Annotated in this window: 12 protein-coding genes; 5 read left to right on the forward strand and 7 right to left on the reverse strand. The window is 73.5% G+C overall.

What is annotated here, in order from left to right:
* Positions 1-37: 37 nt before the first annotated feature.
* Positions 38-1,021, reverse strand: coding sequence for a DEDDh family exonuclease (locus AB0946_RS24220; RefSeq protein ID WP_366762731.1), 984 nt, complete (start codon positions 1,019-1,021; stop codon positions 38-40).
* Between the two features lie 133 nt (positions 1,022-1,154).
* Complete coding sequence (locus AB0946_RS24225) at positions 1,155-3,761, reverse strand: MXAN_6230/SCO0854 family RING domain-containing protein (protein ID WP_366762732.1); 2,607 nt, start codon at positions 3,759-3,761, stop codon at positions 1,155-1,157.
* A gap of 257 nt (positions 3,762-4,018) precedes the next feature.
* Here AB0946_RS24225 and AB0946_RS24230 point away from each other — a divergent pair, with 257 nt between their 5' ends.
* Positions 4,019-4,738: a VIT family protein gene (locus AB0946_RS24230; RefSeq protein ID WP_366762733.1), complete on the forward strand. Its 720-nt coding sequence runs from the start codon at positions 4,019-4,021 to the stop codon at positions 4,736-4,738.
* 142 nt (positions 4,739-4,880) lie between these two features.
* Positions 4,881-5,927: a zinc-dependent alcohol dehydrogenase family protein gene (locus AB0946_RS24235; RefSeq protein WP_366762734.1), complete on the forward strand. Its 1,047-nt coding sequence runs from the start codon at positions 4,881-4,883 to the stop codon at positions 5,925-5,927.
* A 9-nt stretch (positions 5,928-5,936) separates the two neighbouring features.
* Here AB0946_RS24235 and AB0946_RS24240 read toward each other — a convergent pair whose 3' ends face one another.
* The 3 genes from AB0946_RS24240 to AB0946_RS24250 all read right to left on the reverse strand — a co-directional run bounded on the left by AB0946_RS24240 (position 5,937) and on the right by AB0946_RS24250 (position 10,545).
* Positions 5,937-7,331: a CoA transferase gene (locus AB0946_RS24240; protein ID WP_366762735.1), complete on the reverse strand. Its 1,395-nt coding sequence runs from the start codon at positions 7,329-7,331 to the stop codon at positions 5,937-5,939.
* Positions 7,332-7,401: 70 nt separating this feature from the next.
* Positions 7,402-8,919 (reverse strand): S8 family serine peptidase, encoded by a 1,518-nt coding sequence (locus tag AB0946_RS24245; RefSeq protein WP_366762736.1) that lies wholly within the window; start codon positions 8,917-8,919, stop codon positions 7,402-7,404.
* Positions 8,920-9,018: 99 nt separating this feature from the next.
* Positions 9,019-10,545, reverse strand: coding sequence for a S8 family serine peptidase (locus AB0946_RS24250; RefSeq protein WP_366762737.1), 1,527 nt, complete (start codon positions 10,543-10,545; stop codon positions 9,019-9,021).
* A gap of 285 nt (positions 10,546-10,830) precedes the next feature.
* On the opposite strand from AB0946_RS24250, the gene AB0946_RS24255 reads away from it, so the two are divergent.
* From AB0946_RS24255 to moaA, 3 genes are all read left to right on the forward strand, one after another.
* A complete protein-coding gene (locus AB0946_RS24255) occupies positions 10,831-11,187 on the forward strand; it encodes a DUF485 domain-containing protein (RefSeq protein ID WP_366762739.1) in 357 nt (118 codons plus the stop codon).
* Positions 11,184-12,839 (forward strand): cation acetate symporter, encoded by a 1,656-nt coding sequence (locus AB0946_RS24260; RefSeq protein ID WP_366762740.1) that lies wholly within the window; start codon positions 11,184-11,186, stop codon positions 12,837-12,839. Before AB0946_RS24255 ends, AB0946_RS24260 begins: the two co-directional genes overlap by 4 nt.
* A gap of 184 nt (positions 12,840-13,023) precedes the next feature.
* On the forward strand, positions 13,024-14,013 hold the full coding sequence (moaA, locus tag AB0946_RS24265) for a GTP 3',8-cyclase MoaA (protein WP_366762741.1): 990 nt from the start codon (positions 13,024-13,026) through the stop codon (positions 14,011-14,013).
* Between the two features lie 17 nt (positions 14,014-14,030).
* Here moaA and AB0946_RS24270 read toward each other — a convergent pair whose 3' ends face one another.
* Positions 14,031-14,249, reverse strand: a complete 219-nt coding sequence (locus AB0946_RS24270; protein WP_014671880.1) for a hypothetical protein — start codon at positions 14,247-14,249, stop codon at positions 14,031-14,033.
* 227 nt (positions 14,250-14,476) lie between these two features.
* Positions 14,477-14,896 carry a DUF3099 domain-containing protein gene (locus tag AB0946_RS24275; RefSeq protein ID WP_366762743.1) on the reverse strand — a complete coding sequence of 140 codons (420 nt, stop codon included), beginning with the start codon at positions 14,894-14,896 and terminating at the stop codon, positions 14,477-14,479.
* Positions 14,897-14,908 lie beyond the last annotated feature (12 nt).

Raw genomic sequence — 14,908 nt, forward strand, 5'->3', positions numbered from 1 at the left:
ATCACCCGATCGTACGACGACCCGACACGCGGCGCGTTCACCCGTCGGCGGGCTCCACATCCCCCAGCAACTGCCCGAACGCGGCCTCGTCCACGATCGGCGTGCCGTACTGCCGGGCCTTCACCGTCTTCGACGTGCCCGAGTCGGGGTCGTTGGTCACCAGCAGGCTGGTCAGCCGGGAGATGCTGGTGGCGACGTGCAGTCCGGCCTCCACGGCCCGGTCCTCCAGCAGCTCGCGCTCGGTCGAGGTGTCACCGGAGAACGCCACCCGCATGCCCTGTTTGAGGCGTTTGCCGTCTTCATAGCGACCCGGGTTGGGATGGGGGCATGCGGGCCTTTTGCGCGAGGGGCGCCAACCACCGGTCCGGTAGCCGCCGTAGCCGCCCGACGCCTGCCGGGGCACGGGCCGGTCCGACCACTCCGTCAGCGGCCGGCACTCCAGCAGCGGCAGCCGTACGCCGCCCGCCGCCGCGGCCCGCAGGCTGGGCCGGAACGCCTCCGCCAGCACGCGCGCGTCGTCCAGCGCGTGGTGCGCCCGCTGCTGCACCACCCCGAAGTGCGCCGCCAGGGACTCCAGCTTGTGGTTGGGCAGCGGCAGCCCCAGCTCCTTCGACAGGGCGATGGTGCACAGCCGCTGCCGCACCGGCGCCTCGCGCCGCACGCGCGCGTACTCCCGCGCGATCATCTGCCAGTCGAAGACGGCGTTGTGCGCGACGAGCACCCGGCCCTCCAGCCGGGCGGCGAACTCCTCGGCGATGTCCGCGAACAGCGGCGCGCCGGCCAGCGTCTCGCTCGTCAGACCGTGTATCCACACGGGGCCCGGGTCCCGCTCCGGGTTGACCAGCGTGTACCAGTGGTCCTCGACCTCACCGCGCGCGTCCAGCCGGTAGACGGCCGCGGAGATGATCCGGTCGTCCCGGGCCAGGCCGGTGGTCTCCACGTCAACGACCGCGTATCCCAGCGGATACGCGGCCGGCCACTGGGTGGCGGAGGACACTGCGGTCGCACGGTCTTCGAGCATGGTCATTGAGGATACGGGCCACGACTGACAGCACGGTCCCTCAGGTCCCGCCCGCACACCCCGGGCTCGCCCTCCCGCTCGGCCCCCGCACACCCGTGCCCGGGCGGCGGCGAGTTCGCCGCCGCCCCGGCGCTCAGCCCAGCGCCGCGACCAGGTCCCCCGCGGTCAGCGGCGCGAGCCCGCAGCCGTCGGCCGGGCCGGGCAGGAGCCGGTACACCTCCCCGGTCGCGCCCCGCGGTGCCACCCCGCCGTGCACCAGGGCCAGCAACACGCGCTTCCTCGCAGCCGCTTCACCCGCACGTGCGTCGGCGTCCGCGGCGCTGCCCGCCGGCTCCCGCCGCTCCGGCGCCTCGAGCGCCCGTATCCGCGCGGCGAACGCGGTGTCCGCCTCCCCGTCCCGGCGCCGGTGGTGCCACAGCTCGTCCACGGTGCCCGCGACGGGCGCGCGCCGCACGACCAGCACCTCGTCGCCCCGCGCCGCCGCGTGCCACACCGCGAGGTCCCACAGCGTCGTACGGCCGTGCGCGAAGTACCGGAACAGGTCCCGGGCGATCCGGCCCAGGTCCTCCCGGTGCCGGGTCACGTCGTGGTAGCCCGCGGCCGACGGCAGATGCAGGTCCGTCCACAGGAACGTGCGCCGGCGCAGGTCGACCAGCATCGGGACGTGGATGCGCGAGTCGCCCTCCAGGTCGTAGCGCTGCCGTACCGCGCGCGGATGGTACCCGGCGCCGCGCGCCTCCTCCGCCGCCGACGGCAGCGCCATGAAACCGGCGAAGGCGTCGAGCAGTTCCTCGAACGGGATGTCGTTGAAGCTGAAGACGACCGGCACCGCGTACCGCACGCCCCGCCCGCCGAGCGCGCCGAGGTCCAGGTCGACGTACTCGGTGGCGCCGTCCGGAGCCGGAGCCGACGTCAGGTCGCCGGAGTGGACGGCCCACCGGTCGCCGTACACGAGGTTCGTGTAGTCGCACAGGCCGGCGAACTCCCAGTCCTCGTCGTACAGCGCCACCGACAGGTCCAGGTCCACCCGGGTCCTCTCCGGTTCCGTCCAGTGCAGGAACAGGCGCAGCACCTCACCGGCGGGCAGCGGCTGGGTGCTGCCGCGCGGCACCGACACCAGGGCCTTGGCGGCGGCACGCTCGGCGGACGGCACCGCGAGCCCCGCGAGAGCCGAGTCCAGCACCGCCAGGTCGAACCGGGGCCCGGAGGCCAGACGGCGCAGCGCCTCCGCCTCCAGCAGCGCGCACACGCGCGTGGTGACCGCCTCGGCGAACGGCGGGCGCGTGTCGTCGGCCGTGTACGCGTGCGTGACCTGACCACGCGGCAGGAACACCCGCCGGTCGCCGGGCAGATGACGGACGCGCAGCCGGCCCAGCGCGGCCAGCAGCGGACCGGGACCGGCCCCGGGCAGTGCCCGTCGCAGCACCTCGTCGAACTCCTCCGGCAGTACGTCGAGTTCGCGCAGGCGCAGCAGGTGGTCCAGGCGGCGCAGCAGTTCGCCCGGCCGCTGTCCCAGGAGGGCGAGCGCGGCGCCAGTGTCCCGCCCGGCCAGTGCCTGTTCCGTACGCGCGCGCCAGGTGGCCGCCCGGATCCGGCCGTCCGCGACCCGGACGGCCTCCGGGTGCGCTGCTGCCGTGCGCAGCAGGGCCTCGCCCAGGGCGCTGCCGGGCACGACGGCCGTGCCGCGCAGCACGGCGAAGACGAGGGCGGCCCCGGGATGCCGGGCGTGGTGCTCGAAGGGGTGCAGGGTCTCGGCGGCCCGCTTCCACGCGGCCGGGTGCCGCAGGACGTCCTCCACCAGCGAGGGCACGGCGAACGAGTCGAGCAGGCCGAGCAGCCGGCGGCGCAGCGCGCGGGGCAGCGAGCGCAGCCTGGGCGGCGCCAGGAGGTCCGCGGCGCCGCCGGACCACACGCACAGCAGCCGCAGCACGTCCGTCGCGGTCGTCAGGTGCGTGCCGAGCAGTCCGGTGGCCGCCACGCGCGTGTGCCGGTCGCGCAGCAGGGTGCCGAGCACGAGCGCCTTCGTCTCCCGGACCGGGATGTCCGCCGGGAACCAGCCGAGGTCCGCCGGCGCGTGCGCCAGCAGCACCGTCAGGTCGGCGCGGTCCTGCGCGGGCAGGGGAGTGCGCCGGGCCAGCAGCGTGCGCAGCGCGTGGACCGTGTCCGCGCGGACGTCCGTGCCGAGCGCGAGCAGCTTCAGCGGGCCGGCCGGCACCTTTCGGGGGCGGCGCGGCTCGCCCGGCACCAGGAACGGGTCGCTGGGGTCGATCCGGCGGTGGCACAGCGGGCAGCCGGTGTAGTCCGCGCCGTCCCAGCACGCGCGGCACACCAGATGGGCGCACGGCGCCACCGGGTGCACGGCGCCCACCGTGCCGCACAGCACGCACGGCTGGGCGGGCCACTGGAGCAGCAGGGCGAAGACCCGGTCGACGTAGAGCCCGGACGTGTCGTCCGGCACGGAGGCGGGGAAGGAGCGGAACAGCGGCATGTGGGTGCGGTCCGCGCCCAGTTCGGCGTCCAGGTGCCGGATCAGCTGCCGGCCGGCGTCCGCGAGCCCGGCGGGGCCGAGCCAGGCGAGGGCCGCGCGCAGCTGTGCCGTCGGCGCGAAGCCCCGGTCGAGCAGCTCGCCCTCCAGGGCGGTGAGCCCCTCCGTCGTGGACGGGTCGCCCGGGCGTGGCCCGGCCTGGTCGACGTAGACGGTACGGAGACGGCGGAGCAGCACGGACGCCAGTTCGGACAAGCGGAAACCCCCGGTGCGGAAAAGAAGGCGGGCGGGGGCGGAGAGTGGGCGCGCTGTGGATTCCAAGGGTGGGAAGAGAAGGAAGCACGCCGGCGGAGCCGCCCCCGCGCTGAGGAACAGTAGGCGTACGGCAGTTCGGGCGCCAGCGAATTTCCGGGCGGCACCGGCGGACACCGGCGGCCGGCGCGAGCGGCCCGCGGCCCGCGCGCGGGGCGTCGGCGCGGCGGGCGTGACCCCGGGATGCGATCCTCCCTGCTGTGACGGAACCCACCCATGACGAGCCCCACGGCGGCACGCTCGGTGTCCGGCTGAACTGGCTCCGGGCCGCCGTGCTCGGCGCGAACGACGGCATCGTGTCTACCGCAGGACTGGTCGTCGGGGTGGCCGGCGCGACCGGCAGCCGCAGCGCCCTGCTCACCGCCGGGCTGGCCGGCCTGCTCGCCGGCTCGATGTCCATGGCGGCGGGCGAGTACGTCTCCGTCTCCACCCAGCGCGACTCCGAGATGGCGGCGCTGGCCGTGGAGAAACGGGAGCTGCGCGAGCAGCCGGAGGCCGAACTGCGGGAGCTGACCGAGCTGCTGGAGCAGCGCGGCCTGTCCCGCGAGGTGGCCCGCGAGGCCGCCGAACAGCTCACCGCGCGGGACGCGTTGCGGGCCCACGCGCGCGTGGAGCTGGGCATCGACCCGGACGCGCTGACCAACCCCTGGCACGCGGCCTGGGCGAGCTTCCTGTCGTTCACCGTGGGCGCGCTGCTGCCCCTGCTGGCCATCGTCCTGCCCCCGGCCGGCTGGCGGCTCGCCGTCACCGTCGTCTCGGTCCTGGCCGCCCTGACCCTCACCGGCTGGAGCAGTGCCCGCCTCGGCGCGGCGGCCCCGCGACGCGCGGTCCTGCGGAACGCGGCGGGCGGCGCCCTGGCGATGGCGGTGACGTACGTGGCGGGAAGCCTGCTGGGGGCGGTGGGGGCGGTGGGGGCGTGACCGGGCGGGTCACCCCTGGCCGCGCGGCCGGCGGTGGCCCCGGCGTACGGTGAAGTGGGCCCGGCACCCCGGGCCCGACGACCGTACGACCCCGTGCGACCCCGCACGCCCCGGTACGACCCGCACGAGAAGGATCCCCGCCATGCGCGCCACCACCATCCACGCCCCGTTCGAACTGCGCGTGGAGGACGTGCCCGAGCCCGTGGTGCAGTTGCCCACCGACGCCGTGGTGCGGGTGCTGCGGGCCTGCATCTGCGGCAGCGACCTGTGGGCCTACCGGGGCGAGGCGGCCCGGCAGCCGGGGCAGCGCATCGGGCACGAGTTCCTCGGCGTCGTGGAGGAGACCGGCTCCGAGGTGGGCACCGTCCGGCGCGGTGACCTGGTGGTCGCGCCCTTCATGTGGTCCGACGGCGTCTGCGACTACTGCCGCGAGGGCCTGACGACGTCCTGCGAGCACGGCGGCTTCTGGGGTTCCGTCGGCTACGACGGCGGCCAGGGCGAGGCCGTCCGTGTGCCGTTCGCGGACGGCACCCTCGTCCGGCTCCCCAAGGACGCAGCCTCCGACGACCACCTGCTGTCGGCCCTGCTGACCCTCTCCGACGTCCTCGGCACCGGTCACCACGCGGCCCTCGGCGCGGGTGCCCGGCCCGGTGCCACGGTCGCCGTCGTCGGTGACGGCGCGGTCGGCCTGTGCGCCGTCCTGGCCGCCAGGCGGCTCGGCGCCGAGCGGATCATCGCGCTCGGCCGGCACGAGGTGCGCACCGACATCGCGCGCCGGTTCGGTGCCACCGACGTCGTCGCCGAACGCGGGGACGCGGCCGTCGAGGCCGTCCGCGAGCTGACCCGCGGGCAGGGCGCCCACGCCGTCGTGGAGGCGGTCGGCACCGAGCAGTCCATGCGGACGGCCGTCAACATCACCCGCGACGGCGGCGCCATCGGCTTCGTCGGCGTGCCCCACGGCAGCGGCACCGGCCTGGACCTCGGGGTGATGTTCGACCGCAACCTCGCCCTGCGCGGCGGTGTCGCGCCGGTCCGCGCCTACATCCCCGACCTGCTGCCGGACGTGCTCGACGGCACGATCGACCCCTCACCGGTGTTCGACATGACCGTCGGTATCGAGGACGTGCCCGCCGGCTACAAGGCCATGGACGAACGCACCGCACTCAAGGTGCTGGTGACCAACGGCTGAACCGACCCGTCAGCCCCACGTGGCCGGGTCCGACCCCCACGGCACCGCGGGCCGCGCCCAGCCGGTGGGGCCGCCGGTGAAGGACACGGCCGGGCGGGCGTGCCGGAGGCGGCCCAGGGGACTGTCCGTCTCGGCCAGCCAGGCGTCGGGGCCCGCGTACGGCGCCCCCTCGGACGCCGCGCACGGCGCCCCCTCGGCCGCCGTGGAGGGGGTGGTGAGCCAGTGGGCGGTCCGGGCCAGTGCCAGCCGGACCAGCCGGCTCCCGCCGTCGTACGACTGCTCGGTCAGCGCCCGCAGCACGGCCGCCGCCAGCAGATAGCCGGTGGCGTGGTCCAGCGCCTGCGCGGGCAGCGCGCCGGGCCGGTCCGCCGAGCCCTCGGTGACCGCGATGCCGGTCGCGACCTGCACCAGGCTGTCGAAGCCCCGCCGGCCGCCCCACGGCCCGTACGCGCCCCACGCCGACACCTGGGCCACGACCAGGCCGGGGTGCCGCTCGGCCAGCGCCCGCGGAGCGAGCCCGAACCGGTCGAGCGCGCCCGGCCGGTACCCGGTCACCACGACGTCGGCGGTGCGCAGCAGCTCCTCGAAGGTGTCCCGGCCGGCGGTCAGGTCGAGCGTGGCGGACCGCTTGCCGAAGCCCGTGTCGGCGTGCTGGTCCGGCAGTTCCGGCAGCCAGGGGGCGTCCAGGCGCAGCACGTCCGCGCCGAGCAGGGCCAGGGTGCGGGTGGCGACCGGGCCCGCCAGCACCCGGGTCAGGTCCAGGACGCGCAGCCCGGCGGCGGGCAGCAGGACGGCGGCGGCCGGGTCCGGCGGCGGCAGCACGCGCGCGGGTGCCGAGTCCAGCCGGGCGCGCTCGACCAGGGGCCGTGCGGCCACCTCGGCGGCCTGCGGGTGCGCCCGCCACTCTCGCGGGGTGCGCAGGGCCACGGCGAGGCCGCCGGCGCCGTGGACGGCCTCCTCGGCCTCCCGGGCGGACCGCTCGGCGAGCCGTCCGGCGACGTCCTCGGCCGAGGCGTCCGCGGGCAGGCCCAGCGCGCCGAGCAGCCGGGCCCGGTGGTGGGGGTAGTTGGCATGGGTGCGCACCCAGCCGTCGGCCGTGCGCCAGAACCGCGACAGCGGTGCGAAGACCGTCGGCGCACGGCCGTCCACCCGGAGGACCCGCTCGCTGTGGAAGGCGGTGGCGACCGCGCCGTCGTCGACCAGGACGCCGGGCACCTCGGCGCGTCCGGCCCGGCGGGCCGCCAGTTCCGCCGCGGCCAGCGCGCACGCGCCGACGCACGCCCGGGCGAGCCGCCGTACGGGAAGACGCGCCGGGAGCGCGCCTTCCCGCGCGACGGTGGTGAGCCGCGCGAGACGGGCGGGATCGCCGCCCAGGGCGGCCCACGCGTACGTGATAGTCGTCATGACTGCACTATGCAGTATTGACTCAATCAATATACGCAGGGCGCCGACGCGTGGTCCTCCGGGGAGAGGGCTACCGGGTCACCGCGGCCAGCGCGTCCGCCGTGCCCCGGCCGTAGAAGCCGTTGTAGTTCCTCGACCCCTCGCACACCGCGTCCACCTTGCCGTCACCGTTGATGTCGTACGGGTCCGTGCACGGGGTGGCGTTGGCCTCGGCGTACAGCAGCGCCTTGACCAGGGCCGCGGAGGCGTGCGGATGGGTTGACTTGATCAATGCGGCAACACCGGCGACATGGGGGGTCGCCATGGACGTACCGGCCATGTAGCCCCACTTGCCGCCCGGCAGCGGCCCCAGGATGAGGCCGCTGGTCGCCGGCGGCTTCGGCGTCTGGTACGCGGTCGAGTCGCCGCCGGGCGCCGCGATGTCGATGACGCCGAGGCCGTAGTTGGAGAAGGACGACTTGAGGCCCTTGGCGCCCGTGGCCGCCACCGTCACGACACCCGGCAGCTGGGTCGGTATGTCGTAGCACTCGTGCGGGTCGATCACCCGGTCCGAGGGCGTGCCGTCGTTCGGGGACACCGGGTCGGTGATCGAGTCGGAGGCGAGGTCGTAGCTCTCGTTGCCCGCCGCCGCGACGTTGACCGCGCCCTTGCGCTCCGCGTACCGCGAGGCCCGGGTGATGGCGTCCACGAGCGCCTTCTGGTCCGGGTCGGTGGTGCAGTTGAAGTACCACGGGTCGGTGTAGTAGCTGTTGTTGGTCACGTCGACGTGGTGCTCGGCCGCCCACACGAAACCGCAGACCACGGCCTCCGTGTAGAAGTAGCCGTCCGGGTTGGCGACCTTGATGCCGGCGACCTTGACGCCCGGTGCCACACCGGTGACGCCCACGCCGTTCTTCGCGGCGGCGATCTCGCCCGCCACGTGCGTGCCGTGCGGGCTCTCCGACGCGCTCGGCCGCCAGGCGCCGTCCGCCGTGTCCGGCTTGCCTGACACGCAGTTGGCGGACGCGGCGCGGTCGAAGTTGGGCGCGATGTCCGGGTGGGTGTCGTCGACCCCCGTGTCGATGACCGCGACCGTGACGTCCCGGCTGCCCAGCGTCTTCTCGTGCGCCTTGTCGGCCTTGATGGCGGGCAGGTCCCACTGGAGCGGCTCCAGCGGGTCCTGTCCGTCGGCCGCCGTCACCCGGGCGGCCTCCTCGGCGCTCAGTGCCCTCGGCGTGCCCATGTCGGTGGTGGACTGCGCGGGCAGCGGCGCGTTGCGCGTGGCCCCGGCCGAGTCGACTCCGCGTACGGAGCGGATCCGCTCGGCGAAGCCGGGGTTCGCCGAGTGGGCGACGATCACGCCGATCCGGTCGTACGCGACGACCACCGAGCCCCCGGCCTCGGCGATCGCCTTCTGGACGCTCGCCGAAACGGCGTGTCCGGGGCGGACGTTGACGACGTAGCTGAGCGTCGGCGCGTCGGCGGAGGCCGCCGGGGTGCCGGTGGCGGCGGACGCGTTGACGCCGGGCAGGAACGCGAGGGCCGTGGCCAGGGCCATCCCGGCGGGGAGGGCGAGGGCGCGGCGGTAGCGCGGCTTGGGCGCTGTCATGGCTGTTCTCTCCAGTTCGTTCGCGGTACGAGCGCGTCGTGCGGGAAATCTGGTGGGACGCCGTCGGACGACGACGGCGGTGTACGGGCCGCCGGCCGGCTACTCGACCGCGCGCAGCGCGTTGACGACGCCGAAGCCGTAGAAGCCGTTGACCCGCTCGCCGCCGGCGCAGGTCGCGTCCACGACCCCGTCGCCGTCACCGTCGTACGGCCCGGCCGGGCAGCCGGGGTTGTCCGCCTGGGCCTTCAGCAGCGCCCGCAGCTGGGCGGGACTGGCGTGCGGGTGGGCCGACTTGAGCAGTGCCGCCACCGCGGCCACGTGCGGGGAGGCCATCGAGGTCCCCTGGAGGAAGCCGTACTGGCCGTTCGGCAGGGTGGACAGGATGCGGCCGTTCTTCGACGGCGTGTCCGGGATCTGGTACTTGTCCCCGCCCGGCCCCGCCACGTCGACCACGCCCCGGCCGTAGCTGGAGTAGTACGACTTGGTGCCCTTCACGCCCACCGCGCTCACGGTGACCACACCGGGCAGCTGGGTCGGCACGTCGAAGCACGCGTGCGGGTCGATCGTGCGGGTCTGGGCCGTGGAGTCGTCGGGGCTGGAGTCGTCCACGACGGCGTCGGAGTCCAGGTCGTCGTTGGAGTTGCCCGCCGAGGCGACGTTGAGCGTGCCCTTGCGCTGGGCGTACAGCTGAGCCCTGTTGACCGCGTCAACGATGGCACGTTGATCGGGGTCGTCCATGCAGTTGTACAGCCACGGATCAACGTAGTAGCTGTTGTTGGTGATCTCGATGCCGTGGTCCGCGGCGAACACGAACGCGCAGACCACGCTCTCCGGGTAGAACAGCGACGTCTCGTCCGGCTGCGCCACCGTGATGCTCGCGACCTTCACGCCCGGCGCCACACCGGCCACGCCTATGCCGTTGCGGGCGGCGGCTATCTCACCGGCCACATGGGTGCCGTGGTAGTGATCCGCGTCCGCCGGCCGCCACGCGCCGTACGCCGTGTCCGCCTTGCCGCTCACACAGCTCGCCGACTGGGACGCGGAGAAGTTCGGGGCTATGTCCGGGTGGGTGTCGTCCACGCCCGTGTCGATGACCCCGACCGTGACGTTCCGGCTGCCCGGATCCACCTTCGCGGCACGGTCGGCGCCGATCGCCCGCAGGTCCCACTGGTCCGCCTCCAGCGGCTCCTCGCCCGCCGTCGCGCTCGCCGCGAGCCGTGCCTGCTCCGCCCGGGACAGGACTTGCACCGCGCCCTCGTCCGTCGTCCCGGCCGCGCTCAGCGGCGCGGTCCGGGTGGCGCCCGCGGAGTCGACCCCGCGCACCGCCCGCATCCGCGCCGCGAAGTCCGGGTTCGCGGAATGGACGACGATGACGCCGATCCGGTCGTAACCGGCCACCACCGTGCCGCCGTTGCGTGCGATCTCCCGCCGTACGGACGCGATCGTGCGGTCGTCCGTACGGGTGTTGACCACGTAGGCGAGATTCGGGCCGTCCGCCGCCCGCGCCACCGTGCCCGCGGCAGGCGCCGCCGAGGCCGCCGACGGCAGGAAGCCGAGCGAGGCGGTCAGCGACAGCACGACGGGCACGGCGAGCGCGAGCCGGCGTCTGGAGCGCAGATGAGCCATGGGATCTCCACATCATCCGGATACGAAACCGCCCGGACACGGTCGTGTTCGGGCAGGTGCATGACGGGTGGTGCAGGCCGAAGCTATCTTCCGTGCCCGATCTCCGAAAGAGGCCGGCGGACGTGAACCGGCCCGGGCGGGGCGCCGTGACCGTGATCGGGAGGCCCGTCGAAACCGGCGCCTCCCACACCGGGATCACCAAGCGGAGTCGTACGGCGACTACCGGTAACGTAATCCCGGTTCTGTGAAGCCAGACAGCGCACGTCCGTCACGCGAGGAGAGCCCGTGGCCACCGAGACACCGCCACCCGCGAAACACCCAGCTTCCCTTCCCTCCACCGAGGAGTTCACCGAGGTGCAGCAGAGCGCGGAGTTCGGTGAACTGCGCCGCGCCCACCGCTCCTTCGCCTTCCCGCTGACCATCGCCTTCATCGCCTGGTACCTGCTGTACGTCCTGCTGTCCAACTACGCGGGCGACTTCATGGGCACCAAGGTCGCCGGCAACGTCAACGTGGCCCTCGTCCTGGGCCTCGCCCAGTTCCTCACCACGTTCCTCATCGCCTGGTGGTACGCCCGGCACGCCGCGGCCAGGCTCGACCCGAAGGCCGAGGCCATCAAGTCCCGGATGGAGGGCGGCGCATGAGCCCCGCGCAGCACACTCTGACGGCCACCGGCCGCGCCTCGCACACCCTGCTCGCCGCCGGCGAGGCCAGCGAGCACCGGACGCTGATCATCACCCTGTTCGCGGTGTTCGTCGCCGCGACCCTCGTGATCACCGTCTGGGCCGGCCGGCAGACCAAGGACGCCGCCGACTTCTACGCCGGCGGCCGGCAGTTCACCGGCTTCCAGAACGGCCTGGCCGTCTCCGGGGACTACATGTCCGCCGCGTCCTTCCTCGGCATCGCCGGCGCCATCGCCCTGTTCGGCTACGACGGCTTCCTGTACTCCATCGGCTTCCTCGTCGCCTGGCTCGTCGCTCTGCTCCTGGTCGCCGAGCCACTGCGCAACTCCGGCCGCTACACCATGGGCGACGTGCTGGCCTACCGGATGCGCCAGCGCCCCGTGCGCACGGCCGCCGGCGCCTCCACGATCGTCGTGTCGATCTTCTACCTGCTCGCCCAGATGGCCGGCGCCGGCGTCCTCGTCTCGCTCCTGCTCGGCATCACCAGCGACGGCGGCAAGATCGGCATCGTCGCCCTGGTCGGCGTGCTGATGATCGTGTACGTGACCATCGGCGGCATGAAGGGCACCACCTGGGTGCAGATGGTCAAGGCGGTCCTGCTGATCATCGGCGCCCTGCTGCTGACCTTCCTGGTCCTGCTGAAGTTCGACTTCAACGTCTCCGACCTGCTCGGCAAGGCCGCCGACAACAGCGGCAAGGGCAGCGCCTTCCTGGAGCCCGGCCTGAAGTACGGCGCCACCGGCACCACCAAGCTGGACTTCCTCTCGCTCGGCATCGCCCTGGTCCTCGGCACCGCCGGCCTCCCGCACATCCTGATCCGCTTCTACACCGTCCCCACCGCCAAGGCCGCCCGCAAGTCCGTGATCTGGGCGATCGGCCTGATCGGCGCCTTCTACCTGATGACCCTCGCCCTCGGCTTCGGCGCCGCCGCGCTGATCAAACCGGACGAGATCATCGCCTCCAACAAGGCGGGCAACACGGCGGCACCGCTCCTGGCCCTGCACCTGGGCGGCGTCGACTCCGACTGGGGAGCCATCCTGCTCGCCACCATCTCCGCCGTCGCCTTCGCCACGATCCTCGCGGTCGTCGCCGGTCTGACCCTGGCCTCGTCGTCCTCGTTCGCGCACGACATCTACGCGAACGTCATCAAGAAGGGCCAGGCCACCGAGAAGCAGGAGATCGGCGCGGCCCGCTGGGCGACCGTCGGCATCGGCGCGGTGTCCATCGTGCTCGGCGCCCTGGCCCGCGACCTGAACGTCGCCGGCCTGGTCGCCCTCGCCTTCGCGGTCGCCGCCTCCGCCAACCTGCCGACCATCCTCTACAGCCTGTTCTGGAAGCGGTTCACGACCACGGGCGCCCTGTGGTCCATCTACGGCGGCCTGGTCACCGCGGTCGGCCTGGTGCTGTTCTCCCCGGTGGTCTCCGGCAAGCCGACCTCGATGTTCCCCGACGTCGACTTCCACTGGTTCCCGCTGGAGAACCCCGGGATCATCTCCATCCCGGTCGGCTTCCTGCTCGGTGTCGTGGGCACCCTGCTGTCGAAGGAGACGCCGGACCAGGACAAGTACGCGGAACTGGAGGTGCGGTCCCTGACCGGCACCGGAGCGCACTGACGCGAGCCACGCAGAGTACGCACCGGCGACCGCGTCGTCACGGACTGTACGGTCCTACGACGCGGTCGCGCCGTACTCGTGGGATCGTGCCGCTGTCGATGTCAGCGGCGTCACGTAGGCTCGCAGGTGACGGACGACGCACGCGCGACCGAGAATGAGTGACCGGGAGAGGGAGGGGCCCCACGTGCTCATCGACACCTACGGCCGGGTGGCCACCGATCTGAGGGTCTCGCTGACCGACCGGTGCAACCTGCGCTGCACCTACTGCATGCCCGAGGAGGGCCTGCAGTGGCTGGCCAAGCCCGACCTGCTCACGGACGACGAGATCGTCCGCCTCATCGACATCGCCGTCCGCACGCTCGGCATCGAGGAGGTCCGCTTCACCGGCGGCGAACCGCTGCTGCGCCCGGGCCTGGTCGGCATCGTCGAGCGCGTCGCCGCGCTGGAGCCGCGTCCCCAGATGTCCCTCACCACCAACGGCATCGGTCTCAGGCGCACCGCGACCGCGCTGAAGGCGGCCGGCCTGGACCGGGTCAACGTCTCCCTGGACACCCTGCGCCCGGACGTCTTCAAGACGCTCACCCGCCGCGACCGCCACAAGGACGTGCTGGAGGGCCTGGAGGCCGCCCGCGAAGCCGGGCTGAACCCCGTCAAGGTCAACTCGGTCCTGATGCCGGGGCTGAACGACGACGAGGCCCCGGACCTGCTCGCCTGGGCGGTGGAGCACGACTACGAACTGCGCTTCATCGAGCAGATGCCCCTGGACGCCCAGCACGGCTGGAAGCGCGAGGGCATGGTCACCGCCGGGGACATCCTGGCCTCCCTGCGCACCCGCTTCGACCTCAGCCCCGAGGGTGCGGACGAGCGCGGCTCGGCCCCGGCCGAGCGCTGGCTGGTCGACGGCGGCCCGCACCGCGTCGGCGTGATCGCCTCGGTCACCCGGCCGTTCTGCGCTGCCTGCGACCGCACCCGCCTCACCGCCGACGGCCAGATACGCACCTGCCTGTTCGCCACCGAGGAGACCGACCTGCGCGCCGCCCTGCGCTCGGGTGCCCCGGACGAGGAGATCGCCCGCATCTGGAAGCTCGCCATGTGGGGCAAGAAGGCGGGAGCGGGCCTGGACGACCCGTCGTTCGTCCAGCCGGACCGCCCGATGTCCGCGATCGGCGGCTAGCGATCGGCGGTCAGGGCCTAGGCCCCCTCGGCCGCCCGCCACTCGTCGAACGCCACGACGTCCTTCAGGAAACCCCGCACCCCGAGGAACTGCGACAGATGCTCGCGGTGCTCCTCGCAGGCCAGCCATGTCTTGCGCCGCTCCGGCGTGTGCACCTTCGGGTTGTTCCACGCCAGCACCCACACGGCGGCGGCGCGGCAGCCCTTGGCGGAGCAGATCGGGGTCTCGTCACTCACGGTTCGTCTCGGGTTCGTGGTTCGTCTCATGGGCTCAGACAAGGCGACGCCGGGCAGCCACGGGGGGAGCTGCCCGGCGTCGGTCCATCGCTCCGACGGGGGATGCGGAGCGCGTACGCAGTATGTCACGGGTACCCCGCCGCCCGGCACCGGAACAACAGGATTGATCTGAGCTTTTCTTGAGCTTGGCGCACGGTCGCATTCCGCTTCTCATGCGTCCGGCGTGCTCAGACGGGATCGGCCCGCTCACCGCCCGTTCCGGGCGCCGGATTCGTCGGCACGTCCTCCGTCGCCGGTTCCCGCACGGACCGCCAACCGGATTCCGCCCGCCCGTCCTCGGTCCCCGACGCCGCGATCATCGGCCGCAGCGGCGCGGTGACGAACGTGGACGGCAGGGACGGCGGCTTCTCCCGTCCCGCGTTGGCGATCACCACCGCGATGTAGGGCAGGACCGCACCGAGCACGAGCGCGACGATCGCGACGTACCGCTCGACGTTCCACAACGAGACCGCCAGAATCACCGACACGGTACGGATCGCCATCGAGATCACGTACCGCCGCTGCCGGCCCCGGACATCCTCGGCGAGTCCGGTCCGGGCACCGGTGATCCGGAACACCTGGACGCTGCCGCCGTGCTGTTTCCGCATCACATTCCACCA

The sequence above is a fragment of the Streptomyces sp. NPDC046870 genome (genome assembly GCF_040704595.1).
GTDB lineage: Bacteria > Actinomycetota > Actinomycetes > Streptomycetales > Streptomycetaceae > Streptomyces > Streptomyces argyrophylli.

Bases quoted from the DNA above. Each gene is read 5' to 3' on its own strand.
- AB0946_RS24240 (WP_366762735.1), bottom strand. From the start codon at position 7,331: ATGACGACTATCACGTACGCGTGGGCCGCCCTGGGCGGCGATCCCGCC.
- AB0946_RS24275 (WP_366762743.1), bottom strand. From the start codon at position 14,896: ATGCGGAAACAGCACGGCGGCAGCGTCCAGGTGTTCCGGATCACCGGT.
- AB0946_RS24245 (WP_366762736.1), bottom strand. From the start codon at position 8,919: ATGACAGCGCCCAAGCCGCGCTACCGCCGCGCCCTCGCCCTCCCCGCC.
- AB0946_RS24250 (WP_366762737.1), bottom strand. From the start codon at position 10,545: ATGGCTCATCTGCGCTCCAGACGCCGGCTCGCGCTCGCCGTGCCCGTC.
- AB0946_RS24260 (WP_366762740.1), top strand. From the start codon at position 11,184: ATGAGCCCCGCGCAGCACACTCTGACGGCCACCGGCCGCGCCTCGCAC.
- AB0946_RS24220 (WP_366762731.1), bottom strand. From the start codon at position 1,021: ATGCTCGAAGACCGTGCGACCGCAGTGTCCTCCGCCACCCAGTGGCCG.
- AB0946_RS24235 (WP_366762734.1), top strand. From the start codon at position 4,881: ATGCGCGCCACCACCATCCACGCCCCGTTCGAACTGCGCGTGGAGGAC.